The sequence below is a fragment of the Bradyrhizobium sp. 63_E2_N1_3 genome, assembly GCF_052076005.1.
Taxonomy (GTDB): domain Bacteria; phylum Pseudomonadota; class Alphaproteobacteria; order Rhizobiales; family Xanthobacteraceae; genus Bradyrhizobium; species Bradyrhizobium barranii.
On the sequence record NZ_CP197235.1, the window covers coordinates 8,120,749 to 8,134,836 of the forward strand.

Below are 14,088 nucleotides of genomic sequence, written 5' to 3' on the forward strand. Positions count from 1 at the left end.
TCTGGATCATTCGAAAATGAAGGGGTATATGGTCAATTAGGACAACATTTATCCGGATTTTGAATGAGTGACCGATTGCAGGAATTGACTGTGTTCGTCCGCGCAGCAGAGAGCGGCAGCTTTTCGAAGGCCGCGCGCGAGCTCGGCCTGTCGCAGCCCTCGGTGTCGCGCATCATCGGCGACTTGGAGACGCGGCTCGGCGTCAAGCTGTTGCTGCGGACCACGCGCAGCATCACGGTCACGGACGCCGGTGCGCTGTTCCTGACGCGTGCGCGCGAAGTGCTGGCTGATATCGAGGATGCCGAGGACGCCGCGCGCGGCGTCGATTCCTTGCGTGGAACGCTGCGCATCACGATGCCGATCGTCTACGGCACGCGAAACATCATTCCGCGCCTGCCGAAATTCCTTAAGGCCCATCCCCTCTTGCGCGTCGAGCTGTCCGTCGCCGACGAACGGCAGAACCTCGTTGTGGAAGGCACCGACGTCGCCATTCGCCTCGGCCCCCTCGACGATTCCGGCTTCGGCGCACGCAAGCTTGCGACCGTGTCGCGCTTTCTCGTCGCAGCGCCATCCTATCTTGCCGAGCGCGGCACACCGAAGACGCCGGCCGACCTCGCCTCGCACGACTGCATCTTCGGCCCCGGCCTGTTCGGCCGTACCACCTGGTCGTTCACCCGCAACGGCGCGGAGACCTCCGTCGATGTCCGCGGCCGCATCACCACCGATTCCGGTCCCGGCGTGTTCGCGAGCGTGCTGGCGGGGCTCGGCATCGCGATGACGTCGCCGGTGATGGCCGGCCCCGAGATCGAGGCGGGCGCATTGGTGCCGGTGTTGAAGAGCTACAAGCTCGCGCCGGTCGAGGTGTACGCCGTGTTCCCGGCGGGTCCGCGCCCCTCGACCAAGGTGCGCACACTGGTCGACTTCCTGGCGGAGGAATTGAGATAGGCCAGCGCGGATGCGACGTCATGAAGCGCCGCTGATGGCATGCGCCTTGCTTCTTTGCAGATCTCCGGCAAAAGAGGCACCGATGAGCGCATCACCTTTCGACATCAACCGCCGCGATTTGGTGCTCGGTGGCCTTGGCGCGGCCGGACTGACGGCGATCACACCCTCCTTCGCCAGGGCGCAGGGGCGTAGCGAGACGTTGCTGGTGGTGCAGGAGCTCGGGCCGAACTCGCTCGACATGCAGGGCGTCGGCTCCAACCAGACCGTGAACGGCCTGTCCTGGAACTGTTACGACCGCCTGCTGACCTACGCCTCCAGGACGCTGCCCGACGGGACCGTGTCCTATGATCGCGAGAAGCTCGAGCCCGAACTCGCCGAGAGCTGGGAGGTCGCCGCCGACGGCATGTCCTGCACCTTCAAGCTTCGCAAGGACGCGAAATTCCACGACGGCACGCCTGTTACCGCCAAGGACGTCAAATGGTCGTTCGACCGCGCCGTGAAGGTCGGCGGCTTTCCGACCTTCCAGATGTCGGCGGGTTCGCTGGAGAAGCCCGAGCAGTTCGTGGTGGTCGACGACCACACCTTCCGCATCGACTATGTCCGCAAGGACAAGATGCTGCTGTTCAACGTGGCCGTCGTCGTGCCCTTCATCATCAATTCCGAACTCGCCAAGAAGAACGCGACGGCGGAAGACCCATGGGCGCTCGCCTGGCTCAGGACCAACGAGGCCGGTGGCGGCGCCTACAGGATCGAAAGCTGGAAGCCAGGCAGCGAGACCGTGCTGGCCCGTTTCGACGACTGGAAGAGCGGACCGCTGCCGAAGATCAGGCGCGTGATCGCGCGCGACGTCCCCTCGGCCGGCACGCGCCGCGCGATGCTGGAGCGGGGCGATGCGGATATTTCCAGCGGCTTTGCCCCGCGCGATTTCGAGCAGATTATCAAGGAGGGCAAGGTCAAGGTATCAGGCGTGCCGATCCCGAATGCGCTCTGGTACGTCGCGCTGAACACGGCGAAGCCGCCGTTCGACAATGTGAAGCTGCGGCAGGCCATCGCCTGGGCGATGCCTTATGAGCAGATCCAGAGCAGCGCGTTCTTCGGCCGCGCCGTTCCCATGTACGGCGGCGCCGCCGATGTCTCAAAACCGGTGTGGCCACAGCCCTCTCCCTATGTCACCGATCTCGACAAGGCCAAGGCGCTGATGAAGGAAGCGGGCTTTGAGTCCGGCCTGGAGACGACCTTGTCGCTCGACACAGGCACTGCGACCGTCGGCGAGCCGACCGCCATCCTGATCCAGGAAAGTCTGGCCAAGATCGGTATCAAGGCGTCGATTGAAAAAATCCCAGGCGCGAACTGGCGCACGACACTGAACAAGAAGGAGCTGCCGCTCGCGCTCAACCGCTTCAGCGGATGGCTCGATTATCCCGAGTACTATTTCTACTGGAATTTCCACGGCAACAATTCGATCTTCAACATCTCCTCATACCAGAACAAGGCGATGGACGCGCTGATCGACAGGGCGCGCTTTACGGCGAATGCGGCGGAATACGAAAAAGCGGTGAAGGATTTCATCACGCTCTGCATGCGCGACGTCCCCGTCGTTCCGCTCAACCAGCCGATCCACGACGTCGCCATGCAGAAGGCCATCACCGGCTACGAGTTCTGGTTTCATCGCGAACCCGACTACCGCCAGTTCGCGAAGGGCTAATGCCGCTCGACAACGCGGACGACGTCCGAGGCGGCTCGCGCCTGCTCGGTCGGGAAGCCCCGCGCCAACCGTACCGCGCTCGTGCGCAGCATCGCGGCGTCGAGCTTGCCCTGCCGCGCCCCATCCAGCGCGCAGGCGAAGACCCGGTAGAATTGCGCGCCGTCATAGGCAACCAGCAGCACATCGACGCCGGCGTTAATCGCCTCAACCACGGCTTTGCAGACGTCGTGCTGGTAGATCGCACCCATCACGAGGTCGTCGGTCATCACCGTGCCCTGGTAACCCCACTTGTCGCGGATGATCCCCTCGACGACGCGTTTCGAATGCGAGGCCGCGCGATCGGGATCGACGGTCGTGAGCGTCACATGCCCAACCATGAGCGCGCTGCGCGAATGCGACAGCACCTCGCGGAACGGCAGCCAGTCGGTTGCCTCCAATTCCCTAACCGGCGTATCGAGCTTGGCGCTGAAATGATGCGTGTCGGTGCGGACGCGGCCGATGCCGGGAAAATGCTTCAGCGTAGCGCCGACGCCTGACTCTTCCAGCCCGCGCACATAGGCGCTCGCGATCGTGCTGACGACGGCAGGGTCGGTCGCAATCGCGCGCTGACCGATCAGCGTATGAAAATCAAGGCGATTGCGCCGGACCGGCGGCTTGAGGTCGAGCACCGGCGCGAGGTTGAGGTTGACGCCGAGCCCGGCGAGCTCGCGGCCGTGGATGCGGCCGAACTCTTCGGCCTTGGCCTGCTGTTCGTCGGGAGCGAGCCCGCTGAGCGTCGCCAGCGCCGGCAGCTTCGTCAGCGGCGGCGCGAGATGTCCGACGATGCCGCCCTCCTGGTCTGCCGCAACGACCAGCGGCGGCAGGCCGGCGGCGCGCCGCTTGTCCTGAAGCGCCGCAATCTCGGTGCGCAACGTCTCGACGGTCCGGCCGCGGATGTTGCGCCGGGTCACGTAGACGCCGCCGATCAAGCCCTGCTCGGCAAGGCGCGCAACCTCGGGAAAGGAGGAATAGCCCACCATGAAGTGAGGTCCGAGCTGACGCGTCTCGGTGGCGCTCGCGGCAAGCACCTCGTGCTTGCGCAGCTCGAACTTCAGATGCGCCGCCGACATCAGCACCGGCGGCAGGCACCAGAGCACGACGAGCAGCTTGCCCGCGACGGTACGCCAACGCCCTCTGCGGAGCAGGAGGATGACGATCGCGAGGCTTGCGACGACAAGCGCGAGGTTTCCCGCGCCACGCAGCGGGACCAGATAGGGATCGTTCTTGTTGGCGGCCGCGAATGCGACGAGCGGCGCGGCCAGCCAGAGCAGGATGAGACCAATACGACCGAGGAATTGCATGATGCGTCACACGCTATGAGTGGCGAATGCTTCGCACCTATCAAAGCGAATCACGCTGTGCGAGAGGCAAACGCGCGCCTGCACGAAAACTGCAAAAGACTCCTGAAACCGTGCAGACGATGGTCCCGCCTTCTGCACAAGCGCCGTTCAGACTTCGTGATGCCACCCATCACGAAAGGTCATTTGGACATGACGAGCCTGGCTTCGACGATAGCAGCGGAAATCCAGCCGATCAGACATTCCTCGATCCCGGCCAAGGTCGGCCTCGCGCTGGTGCTGGCCGCGCTCGCCGACTGGCTGTTCTACGGCCAGCGGATCGGGCTGTCGCTGACGCTCTTTGCGATCGCGATGGCCTGCGTGTCGGTGCTCTTCAATCATGCGGCCCTGGATCTGCGGCGCACCATGATCGGCACGGCCATTCTTGTCGCCGGCCTCGTCCCGGCCGTCGAGGAGCTCAACATGCTGTCCTTCCTGATCCTCGTCGCATCGCTGACGATCGCGCTGCTGCTCGCGACCAATCCGGAAACGACCGGGTTCGCTGAGCGAGCCCGCGCGCTGCGCAACTTTGTCCTGTTCGGGCCCTTCAGGTTTTTCCTTGAGGCGCTCCAGATCTTCAACATGTCGGCGTTCACCCGCGGCCTCACGCTCTGGCTGATGCCTGCCGTGCTGAGCACCGTCTTCATCGCGCTGTTCGCTGCGGCCAATCCGGTGATCGAGCAGTGGGTGTCCCTGCTCAATCCGAAGCTCATCCTCGAATATATCAGCATCCCGCGCCTGCTGTTCTGGGCCATGATGCTGGCGCTGGTTTGGCCGTTCATCCATGTGCGCTGGCGGCGCAGGACGATTGTCACCACCGCCGTTGCCGACGGCCCCGTGCCGCCCCCGCTCCCGCCCTTGGTCTCGGCCGAATTTCTGAACCCCTCCACCATTCTGCGCTCGCTGATCCTGTTCAACCTGCTGTTCGCCGCGCAGTCCATCCTCGACGGCATCTATCTCTGGGGCCATGTGGCGCTGCCCGACAATTTGACCTATGCGGCCTACGCCCATCGCGGCGCCTATCCGCTGATAGCGACCGCGCTGCTCGCCGCTGCCTTCGTGCTGGTCGCGATGCGCCCGGGCGGGGCGGCCGAGAAATCGAAGGTGATCCGGCCGCTGGTCTATCTCTGGGTCGGGCAGAACGTGCTGCTCGTCGCCTCCTCCATCCTCCGCCTCGATCTCTATGTCGACATCTACATGCTGACCTATTGGCGGATCGCGGCCTTCATCTGGATGGGTCTGGTGGCGCTCGGGCTGGTCCTGATCGTGGCGCGCATCGCGCTCAACCGGTCCAACCAGTGGCTCGTCGGTGCCAATCTGATCGCGCTGGCGATCGTGCTCTATGGCTGCTCGCTCGTGAACTTCGATGCGTTCATTGCCGACTACAATGTCGCCCACAGCCGGGAAGCATCGGGCAAGGGCGTGCAGATCGACATCAACTATCTCCTGACGCTCGGGCCGCAGGCGCTGCCTGCCATCGACAAGGCCATCTTGCTCCGGCCCGGCGCCCCCGAGAGCTGCCTTGTGTCGCGCCGCGACCGCCTTGTAGAACAGCAGCGCCAGGATCTGGCCTGGCGGAGCTGGGGCTTTCGGAGCTGGCGGCTCCAGCGCAGGCTGGACGCGCAGGCGAAGGTTCAGCAGGCAGGCTGAGGAAGCGGAGAGGTTCTTGGCGCATCGCATTCTCATCGTCGACGACGAGGGCCACATCCGCGAGGTCATCCGCGTCGCCCTGAAGAAGGCCGGCATGGACGTGATCGAGGCGCGCGACGGCAAGGAGGCGCTCGCCCGCTTTGCCGCCGACAGGCCCGACCTGATCGTGCTCGACATCGGCATGCCCGAGTTCGACGGGCTCGACGTCTGCCGCGAGGTGCGCAAGACGTCCGACGCGCCGATCCTGTTCCTGTCGGCGCGCGACGAGGAGATCGACCGCATCCTCGGCCTCGAGATCGGCGGCGACGATTACGTGACGAAGCCGTTCAGCCCGCGCGAATTGGTGGCGCGGGTCAACGTCATCCTGCGCCGCCTCAGCCCGCGCAGTGGCGAGGCCAAAGCAAGTCCGGCCGCGCTGTCGCAAGGCGGCCTGCTGATCGATCCCGAGCAGCATGTCGCGACCTTCGCCGGCACGCCGCTGAAGCTGACCGCGATCGAGTTCGGCATTTTGCGCGCGTTCCTGACCCGGCCGACCTCGGTGTTCAACCGCGAGCAGCTGATGCGGGCGGCCTATCAGCTCAACATCCAGGTCTCCGACCGCACCATCGACAGCCACATCCGCAACATCCGCGCCAAGCTCGCGGCGTTGAATTGCGAGAACGTGATCGAGACCATCCACGGCGTCGGCTTCAAGCTCGGCCGCTGCGAGAAAGAGGCATGAGCGCAGCGCCCGACAAATGGCGGCCGTCGCTCACCCTCGTGATTTTCACGGTGCTGGCGACCGTCGGCGTGCTGCCGCTGGTCGGCCTGTTCTTCTTCCGCCTCTACGACAACCAGCTGATCCGCCAGACCCAGGCCGAGCTGATCGCGCAGAGCCGCGTGCTTGCGACGATCTATGCGCAGGAGGTCACGGCGCGGCTCGACAGCGGCCTGACGCTCGGCGCCGAGGTGCCGCCCAACGTGCTGCCCGACCCCGGCGACCAGGTCACCCCGATCCGTCCCGCGCTCGACCTCACCGCCAACGATCTCTTGCGGCGGCGACCCGATGCGCAAGCCGCGCCGCAAGCAGCGCAGCCAGCCTATGTCGAGATCGGCGCAAGACTGACGCCGATCATCCGCGAGACCCAGAAGGTGACGCTGGCGGGCTTTCGCATCCTCGATCCGCAGGGCGTGGTGATCGCCGGGCGGCAGGAGGTCGGGCAGTCGCTCGCCCATATCGAGGAGGTCGCGGACGCGCTGCACGGGCAATACCGCGCCACCTTGCGCAACCGCGTGCCGGACAAGCCGCCGCCGCCAATCTATTCCTTCAGTCGCGGCCTCGGCGTGCACGTGTTCTCGGCGATGCCCGTCATCGTCAACAACCGCGTTGCCGGGGTGATCTACACCACGCGGACGCCAAGCAACATCTTTGACCATCTCTACCAGGAGCGGGCCAAGTTCGTGCTGGCGGGGCTCGCCGTGATCCTGGGCACCATCGCGATCGGCCTCGTATTCTCGCGCACCATCACGCTGCCGATGCGCGAGCTGATCGACCGCGCCGCGCGGATCGGCCGCGGCGACCGCGAGGCGTTTCGGCCGCTCCGGCACTACGGCACCCGCGAGTTCGCCCAGCTCTCGCACAGCTTTCTCGGCATGGCGGAACAGTTGGCGCGGCGCTCCGACTATATCGCGACGTTCTCGGCCCACCTCACCCACGAGCTGAAATCGCCGCTGACCTCGATCAAGGGCGCGGCCGAGCTGTTGCAGGATTCGTTTCAAGGAAAGCCGGAAGGCCTGACCCCTGCCGAGCAGAAGACGTTCATCGCCAACATCCTGTCGGACACGCAGCGGCTGGAGGCGATGGCGCAGCGGCTGCGCGAACTCGCCCGCGCCGAGAGCCTGCCGCAGAACGAGCGCACCGAGCTTGCGCCCGTGATCGCCGACCTCCGGAGCCGGTTTCCGGCCAGCTCAATCGAGGCCAGCGGCCGCCTCGACCGGGCGATCGGCATGTCCGGCGAGAAGGCATTGATCGTGCTGTCGCATCTCGCCGACAACGCGATGCGGCACAGAGCGAGGACCATCAGGCTGGAGGCGGAGGACGAGCGGACGACCCTGCTTGTGACGGTCAGCAATGACGGCGAGCCGATTTCGGCGCCGAACCGCGACAGGATATTTGATGCGTTCTTCACCACCCGCCGCGACCAGGGCGGCACCGGGATGGGGCTGGCGATCGCGCGCGCGGTGATGGCGAGCCATGGCGGCTCGATCAGGCTCAAGCCGACCGACGAGGGCGCGGCCTTCGAGCTCCAGTTTCCGATCGCCTAGATCGCGAACACCCAGGCGGCGACGATGGTGCCGATGGTGACCAGACCGGCGATGGTCCAGCCGGCGGCATATTCCAGCTCAGGATGACCAGTCGCCCGCATGATCTCTGCCGGATCGGCGGTATGCTTCTCTGCCATGACAGCCTCGCACGTTTTTTTCCGTGTCCTATGTAAGTCGCTTCAGCCGCCAATAGGTTCCATCACGGAAATGCGAGCAATGACGCAGCTAGGTCTATTCGCCGACCCGCAAGCCGGCCCTGCGGGGCTTCGCTATACCGATGACTTCGTCGAGGCCGCCGTCGAGCAGGACTTCATCGGCCGCATCGCAGCATTGCCGCTGCAGCGCTTCCAGTTTGGTGCCTTCGAGGGCAACCGCCGGGTGGCGTCGTTCGGCTATCGCTATGACTATTCGCTGCAACGGCTGGCCGAGGCGGAGCCGATCCCGGACTGGGTCCTGCCCGTCGCGCGGCAGGTCGAGGCCTGGGCGGGCCTCGCCGCCGGCAGCGTCCGGCAGGTGCTCTGCACCGAATATGACACCGGCGTCGGCATCGGCTGGCACCGCGACAAGCCGCATTTCAAGGAGATCCTCGGCCTGTCGCTGGGCTCGCCGTGCAAATTCCGCTTCCGCCGCCGCAGCGGCGACAAATGGGAGCGCCACGCGCTCGAAGCCCTGCCGCGCTCGCTCTACCTGATGGACGGCGAGGCGCGGTCGCGATGGGAGCACAGCATCCCACCGGTCGAGGCACGCCGCTATTCGATCACCTTCCGGACCATGAAGCGGGTGTAACGGCCGGTCCAAAACTAAAACTGCGAAAACAACCCCATGCACAGTAGAACGCGCGGCCGGCATGCGGCCGCGGTCGCGCGCCGCAACCGTTTGACACGTCGGACCAAAACAGCCGCACCGCGCAATCGCCGCGCGGTTCGCGGATTTTCCCCTCAGTTGCGGGCCAAGGGCAAGATGTCGGGCGGAAGAGAAGCCGCCACTCGACTCTCCGCAAGATTGTAAGTTAATCTCGCTTCTATCGGCCGGTCCATTTTTAGCCGATGTTGCAGCATTTCAGGGCGCCGCACGGCGCCTCCCGGCAGAAGACATTTTCAAGGGAAGCTCGCGATGCGTTCGCTGTTTGCGCGGCTGCACCGGCGTTACGGGCCCAGGATTTCGGGGGCGGAGCGCCAGCGGCGGGTCAAGGACAAGCTCGCCCTTCAGCCCACCCCGCCCACAATCCGCTCACCCACCGCGCTCCGCGCGCTGGCGGTGCGACGCCCGAAAGTCGCGATCATCGGCGGCGGCTTCGCCGGCCTGATGGCGGCCTCCGAGCTCGTCGCCCATTGCGAGGTGACGCTGTTCGAGGCCCGCGACCGCTTCGGCGGCCGGGTTCTCAGCAAGAAGAAGCCGAGCGGGATCGTCGAGGCCGGCGGCGAGCTGATCGGCTACAATCATCCGCTCTGGCTGAAATATGCCAAGCGGTTCGAGCTCGGCCTCTCCGTCATCACCTCGGACACCAATTTCGACGCGCTCGAGCTCGACATGCCGGTGTTTCTCGACGGCCACAAGCTCTCCGACGGCCAGATGAAGCGGGTCTATCACGAGATGGACGATGCTTTCGGCAAGCTCAGTCGGTGGGCCGGCAGGGTCAAGCCTGACAAGCCCTGGCGCGCCAAGGGCGCAAGGAAGCTCGACGCCAGGACGATTGCGGAGTGGATCGCCAGCCTCGACTGCTCGAAGCTCACCAAGCACGCCATGGAGGAGCAGTTCTCCAACGACGCCGGCCAGCCGACCACCAAGCAGAGCCTTCTTGCTAATCTGGCCGTCGTCGCGGGCGGACGGATGAAGGACCAGATCGACGCCTTCTTCACCCAGACCGAGACTTTGCGCTGCTCGGAAGGCAATCAGGAGCTCGCCATTCGTCTCGCGCAGGACATCGAGGACAAGGGCGCCAGCACCCACCTGTCGACGCCGGTGCGCGCCATCCGCATCGACAGCGAAGGCGTGACCCTGGAGTTCAGCCCCTGCGGCAACGGGACGGCACGCGCGTCCTTCGCCGCCGATTATGCCGTGCTCGCGATACCCCCGAGCCTGTGGCCGGACTCGCCCAACGCCAAGATCACGATCACGCCCCACCTGCCGCACGACTACTACGTCACGATGGGGACGGCGGTGAAATATCTCAGCCCGCTCAAGAAGCGCTTCTGGATCGGCGAGGGCCTCGTCCCGACGGCCATCTCGAACCAGTTCGGTGTCACCTGGGAAGGGACGGACAACCAGATCGCCCCGCCGGATCATCCGGTCGAGCTCAGCCTGTTCGCCGGCGCCGACGTCGCTGCGGAAGCTCTCAAGCATTACCAGCCCGGTGACCAGACGCAGGTCGACGCGTTCTACGCGCAGCAGATCGGCAGCGTCTACAAGGGCTATGTCGCCCATCTGGCCGATCAGCCGGAGTTCATGGCCTGGCCGCGCGACGAATGGACCGCCGCCGGCTACTCCTGTCCCGCCCCCGGCGAGGTGTGCCTCGCCGGGCCGCTGCTGGCCAAGGGCTTCGAGGACCGCCTGTTCTTTGCCGGCGAGCACACCTGCTTTGCGTATTTCGGTTACATGGAAGGCGCTCTCCAGTCCGGCCAGACGGCAGCGGCGGCGATCATCAAGGCCATCGACAAGCAGCCTGAAGCGAATGGCTCTGCCCGGACTAGCAATTCTGTCATAGGTTCGGGACGCCTTGCGGCGGCGAAGCCGTGACCGGAGAGGAAGCGACGCGAATGACATTCACGAGAAGGGCCCGATCCAGGATTTGGGCCCGCATCATCTCCGCGCTCGCTTTTGCCGGCGCCTTCAACGTCGCCGGAGCCTCGGGGGCAACGCCTGCAAAAGTCTCGGGCTCGACGGCGCTGGCGCTCGCGGGCGTGATCGCGCCGCTGTCGCCGGACCTGACCGGCGCCGAGAGGAAGGCGGTGGCGATGCTGTTCGCCGCCAATGCCGAGATTCCCTACAAGAAGCCGATCGTGGTGACCGTGGACAGAATCGTCTGCCGCACCGGCAATGTCGACATCACGCTACGCAATTGCGAGCTGACCTTCGGCAAGAAGAGCAGGACCGTGAACGGCTCGACGGCCAATGAAATTTTCGCGACAGAAGCGCTCGCTGGCATTCCGCCCGATGGTGCGGCGGGATCGAGCTTCGAGAGCCTGAGCAAGCTGAGCTGCACGATCGACCCCAATGCCATCCGTCGCAAGGATGGCAGCGGAGCCGACTGCACGTTCCAGCCGGGGAATTGAACCGCGCATGGGCAAGAACATGGGCAAGAAACCGGGTGCCGTGAAATCGCCTCAAGACGAACTAACTAATAAGGCGAATTGAAAAGACAGGTCAAACGCGCGAACCCATATCGGGCACGCAGGGCCGGCACCAACATACCAACATGAAGAATTATCTCGCTTTCTTCCTCATCCTGGGCATGACGGCAGCCTCCGCACACGGTCCGTCGCCCGCGCGGCTCACGGGGCCGTCCAATCTCGTCCGGGTGGGCCTCACCGACAACGACACGACCGCCGGCGGCACCGCGCGCCTGTGCGAGCAGATCTCCTTCTCGCGCGGGCTGCGCTACGGCGACAGCGAGGCCAATGTGCTCGACGTCGCCACCAGCAGCGAGACCAAGGCGGATACGCCCCGGCCCGTGCTGCTGTTCGTGGGGGGCGACACCTTTACCGGCGATCGCGGCGCGCCGGACCTGTCCCGCGAGATCCAGGACCAGGCGATGTGCTTTGCCGCGCGCAACGGCATGATCGGCGTGCGCGTCAACTATCGCTTTGCGCCTGCGGCGACCTGGCCGATGGGTGCAACCGACGTCGCGGCGGCGCTATCCTGGGTCCACGGCAATATCGACCTGTTCAATGGCGATGCCCGCGAGATCGTCGCGGTCGGCTACGGCGCCGGCGCCTTCCATGTCGCCACCTTGCTGGCGCATCCCGAATTCCAGACCGACCGCGCCGATGTCGCCGCCGTCGTGCTGGTGTCCGGGATCTACCGCGCGGGCAAGGACGCGAGCGACAGCGAGAAGGCCTATCTTGGCACTGACCCCACCCAATACGACAAGCGGTCGGTCTTCCCCGGCATCCTCAACGTCGACGCGCCGATCGTGCTGGCCTGGGCCGCGAACGATCCCGCGAACCTCGTGGCGCAGGGCGAGACCTTGAAGAAGACCCTCTGCGGCGCCGGCCACTGCCCGCGCAGCACGCTGCTGCGCAGCCGCGACGGCATCGCCGCCGCCTTCGGCCTCGACGGCTCCGGCGACAGCCTCGCCGAACCGACCCTGCTGCTGGTGCATCAGCTCGAGGCGCGGGAGCTGCCGTAGCAGTGCGTTACGGGCGGCGTGCCGATCCACTCGCACCTTTTGCTGAGCTACCCCTCTCCCCCGCCCTCCCCCGCAAGGGGGGAGGGAGCGCAGCGGAGCACGTGGCCACGCTGTGCCCTCATCGCCGACGCGCTAATGAATGGAGTCACTCGCCAAACGAAAGGTGCGTTCCCTCCCCCCTTGCGGGGGAGGGTTAGGGAGAGGGGTGCCACATGGCAAGCTCTGTCGATTGATGGCCCGTCAACACGGCTGTCGTTTCGTTCGCGATGCGTCGCCTTGAAGCGGGCGATCAAGCCACAGCTTTGACAAACGCTTGACGTAGATCAAGCGGACTTGGTGCGGATTGAGCCGACCTCTTGGAGGGGCCAATATCAAGGTATCGAGCATGCGCGTCATCGGCAGGATGCTGTTCGTTTCGATGATCGCTATCGCGTCGCTTGGCGCGATGTCCCAGCAACACGCAGAACAACCCGCGAGCGGCGATGAAATCCGCATCGGCAATGTCATGCCGTATTCGGGACCGCTCTCGGAGTTCGGCGCCATCGGCCAGGCGGAGGCCGCCTATTTCGACATGATCAACGCGCGCGGCGGCATCAACGGCCGCAAGATCCGCTTCATCACGCGCGACGACAATTCCGATCCGGCCACCGCGCTGGAGCTGACGCGCAACCTGGTCGAGAAGGACGACGTGCACCTGATGTTCGGCTCGTTCGGCACGCCCGGCAATATCGCCACGCGCTGGTACCTGAACGAGAAGAGAATCCCGCAGCTGTTCGTCGCCTCCGGCGACGAGGAGCTGAGCCAGGCCAAGGCGTTTCCCTGGACCATGGGTTGGCAGCCCTCATTCCGGTCGGAGGGGCGCATCTATGCCAACTATATCCAGGCCTATTACCCCAAGAAGAAGATCGTGGTGCTCTGGCAGAACGACCAGTTCGGACGCATGCTCTACAGGGGCATCCAGGAAGGTCTTGGCGACCTGAACCGCCTCGTGCTCGTCGACATCGCCTTCGACATTGCCGATGAGCATCTCGAAGGGCATGTCTCGATCCTCAAGCGCGCGGGCGCGGATATTTTCGTCTTCCTCGGCGTGCCGTCGACGGCGTCCAAGGTGATCAAGCTGGCGGCGTCACTCAAATGGCGCCCGGTCATCATCGTCAACGACGCCTCCGCCTCGATCGCCAACGCGATGGCGCCCGCGGGCCTGGAGAATTCGTCCGGCGTGATCTCGGCGGCCTTCCTGAAGGATCCGAGCGACCCCGCATGGAAGAACGACCCCGCCATGAAGGACTGGTTCGCCTTCATGGACAAGTACCATCACGTCGAAAGCACCAACAACAGCGCCGCGGTCTACGGCTACGGCGCAGCCGAGGCGCTGACACAGGTGCTGAAGCAATGCGGCGACGACCTGTCGCGCGAGAACATCATGCGTCAGGCGGCTTCGCTGAGGGATCAGCAGCCCTCCGTTGCCTTGCCCAACATCAGGATGAGCACCTCGCCCAACAGCTACCTGCCGATCAAGCAGATGCGGCTTGTCCAGTTCGACGGCCGTTCCTGGCAGCCTTTTGGCGATGTGATCGAGACCGCGTTCACGGAAGGGGCGGCGCGGTAGGCTTCACGTGGACCTTTTGCTGGCCCACCTACCCGCTGACGCGGGACTTCACCTTTCGCGTTGTAAGAGGTCGGCGCTTACCCTCCCCTGGAGGGGTCCGGGACGAGCGTAGCTCGCCCGTGGGTCGGCTCATGTTGAGCGAAGCGAGACA

At 65.1% G+C, this 14,088-nt stretch carries 12 protein-coding genes; 10 read left to right on the forward strand and 2 right to left on the reverse strand.

Annotated elements, in window-relative coordinates; all coding sequences use genetic code 11:
- Positions 1-63 precede the first annotated feature (63 nt).
- Both AB7531_RS38605 and AB7531_RS38610 read left to right on the forward strand, forming a co-directional pair.
- A complete protein-coding gene (locus AB7531_RS38605) occupies positions 64-945 on the forward strand; it encodes a LysR family transcriptional regulator (RefSeq protein WP_063985680.1) in 882 nt (293 codons plus the stop codon).
- A gap of 82 nt (positions 946-1,027) precedes the next feature.
- On the forward strand, positions 1,028-2,650 hold the full coding sequence (locus AB7531_RS38610; RefSeq protein ID WP_063985681.1) for an ABC transporter substrate-binding protein: 1,623 nt from the start codon (positions 1,028-1,030) through the stop codon (positions 2,648-2,650).
- Here the strand turns inward: AB7531_RS38610 and AB7531_RS38615 are convergent.
- A complete protein-coding gene (locus AB7531_RS38615; protein ID WP_063985682.1) occupies positions 2,647-3,990 on the reverse strand; it encodes a glycoside hydrolase family 3 N-terminal domain-containing protein in 1,344 nt (447 codons plus the stop codon). The genes AB7531_RS38610 and AB7531_RS38615 overlap by 4 nt on opposite strands.
- A gap of 189 nt (positions 3,991-4,179) precedes the next feature.
- Between AB7531_RS38615 and AB7531_RS38620 the strand changes: the two genes are divergently transcribed.
- Genes AB7531_RS38620 through AB7531_RS38630 form a run of 3 tightly spaced genes read left to right on the forward strand, consistent with a single transcriptional unit; the run spans position 4,180 to position 7,980 of the window.
- The gene (locus tag AB7531_RS38620; RefSeq protein ID WP_063985683.1) at positions 4,180-5,676 is read left to right on the forward strand and encodes a DUF4153 domain-containing protein; all 1,497 of its coding nucleotides are present in this window, start codon (positions 4,180-4,182) and stop codon (positions 5,674-5,676) included.
- A gap of 16 nt (positions 5,677-5,692) precedes the next feature.
- Positions 5,693-6,397 (forward strand): response regulator, encoded by a 705-nt coding sequence (locus tag AB7531_RS38625; RefSeq protein WP_063985684.1) that lies wholly within the window; start codon positions 5,693-5,695, stop codon positions 6,395-6,397.
- Positions 6,394-7,980, forward strand: a complete 1,587-nt coding sequence (locus AB7531_RS38630) for an ATP-binding protein (protein WP_231143651.1) — start codon at positions 6,394-6,396, stop codon at positions 7,978-7,980. The genes AB7531_RS38625 and AB7531_RS38630 overlap by 4 nt, the downstream gene beginning before the upstream one ends.
- Here the strand turns inward: AB7531_RS38630 and AB7531_RS38635 are convergent.
- A complete protein-coding gene (locus AB7531_RS38635; RefSeq protein WP_007597071.1) occupies positions 7,977-8,117 on the reverse strand; it encodes a hypothetical protein in 141 nt (46 codons plus the stop codon). The two genes, AB7531_RS38630 and AB7531_RS38635, sit on opposite strands and share 4 nt — an antisense overlap.
- Positions 8,118-8,196: 79 nt before the next feature.
- On the opposite strand from AB7531_RS38635, the gene AB7531_RS38640 reads away from it, so the two are divergent.
- From AB7531_RS38640 to AB7531_RS38660, 5 genes are all read left to right on the forward strand, one after another.
- On the forward strand, positions 8,197-8,766 hold the full coding sequence (locus tag AB7531_RS38640; RefSeq protein WP_441280256.1) for an alpha-ketoglutarate-dependent dioxygenase AlkB: 570 nt from the start codon (positions 8,197-8,199) through the stop codon (positions 8,764-8,766).
- A 327-nt stretch (positions 8,767-9,093) separates the two neighbouring features.
- Positions 9,094-10,716 carry a flavin monoamine oxidase family protein gene (locus tag AB7531_RS38645; RefSeq protein ID WP_441280257.1) on the forward strand — a complete coding sequence of 541 codons (1,623 nt, stop codon included), beginning with the start codon at positions 9,094-9,096 and terminating at the stop codon, positions 10,714-10,716.
- A gap of 20 nt (positions 10,717-10,736) precedes the next feature.
- Positions 10,737-11,252, forward strand: coding sequence for a hypothetical protein (locus tag AB7531_RS38650; RefSeq protein ID WP_063986717.1), 516 nt, complete (start codon positions 10,737-10,739; stop codon positions 11,250-11,252).
- A gap of 143 nt (positions 11,253-11,395) precedes the next feature.
- Positions 11,396-12,328, forward strand: coding sequence for an alpha/beta hydrolase (locus AB7531_RS38655; protein ID WP_063985688.1), 933 nt, complete (start codon positions 11,396-11,398; stop codon positions 12,326-12,328).
- Positions 12,329-12,713: 385 nt separating this feature from the next.
- Complete coding sequence (locus AB7531_RS38660) at positions 12,714-13,937, forward strand: ABC transporter substrate-binding protein (RefSeq protein WP_166083309.1); 1,224 nt, start codon at positions 12,714-12,716, stop codon at positions 13,935-13,937.
- Positions 13,938-14,088: the final 151 nt, after the last annotated feature.

What these genes read in the sequence shown, in the direction of transcription:
- AB7531_RS38605 (WP_063985680.1), top strand. Translation starts at nt 64, where the DNA reads ATGAGTGACCGATTGCAGGAATTGACTGTGTTCGTCCGCGCAGCAGAG.
- AB7531_RS38610 (WP_063985681.1), top strand. Translation starts at nt 1,028, where the DNA reads ATGAGCGCATCACCTTTCGACATCAACCGCCGCGATTTGGTGCTCGGT.
- AB7531_RS38615 (WP_063985682.1), bottom strand. Translation starts at nt 3,990, where the DNA reads ATGCAATTCCTCGGTCGTATTGGTCTCATCCTGCTCTGGCTGGCCGCG.
- AB7531_RS38620 (WP_063985683.1), top strand. Translation starts at nt 4,180, where the DNA reads ATGACGAGCCTGGCTTCGACGATAGCAGCGGAAATCCAGCCGATCAGA.
- AB7531_RS38630 (WP_231143651.1), top strand. Translation starts at nt 6,394, where the DNA reads ATGAGCGCAGCGCCCGACAAATGGCGGCCGTCGCTCACCCTCGTGATT.
- AB7531_RS38635 (WP_007597071.1), bottom strand. Translation starts at nt 8,117, where the DNA reads ATGGCAGAGAAGCATACCGCCGATCCGGCAGAGATCATGCGGGCGACT.
- AB7531_RS38640 (WP_441280256.1), top strand. Translation starts at nt 8,197, where the DNA reads ATGACGCAGCTAGGTCTATTCGCCGACCCGCAAGCCGGCCCTGCGGGG.
- AB7531_RS38645 (WP_441280257.1), top strand. Translation starts at nt 9,094, where the DNA reads ATGCGTTCGCTGTTTGCGCGGCTGCACCGGCGTTACGGGCCCAGGATT.
- AB7531_RS38650 (WP_063986717.1), top strand. Translation starts at nt 10,737, where the DNA reads ATGACATTCACGAGAAGGGCCCGATCCAGGATTTGGGCCCGCATCATC.
- AB7531_RS38655 (WP_063985688.1), top strand. Translation starts at nt 11,396, where the DNA reads ATGAAGAATTATCTCGCTTTCTTCCTCATCCTGGGCATGACGGCAGCC.
- AB7531_RS38660 (WP_166083309.1), top strand. Translation starts at nt 12,714, where the DNA reads ATGCGCGTCATCGGCAGGATGCTGTTCGTTTCGATGATCGCTATCGCG.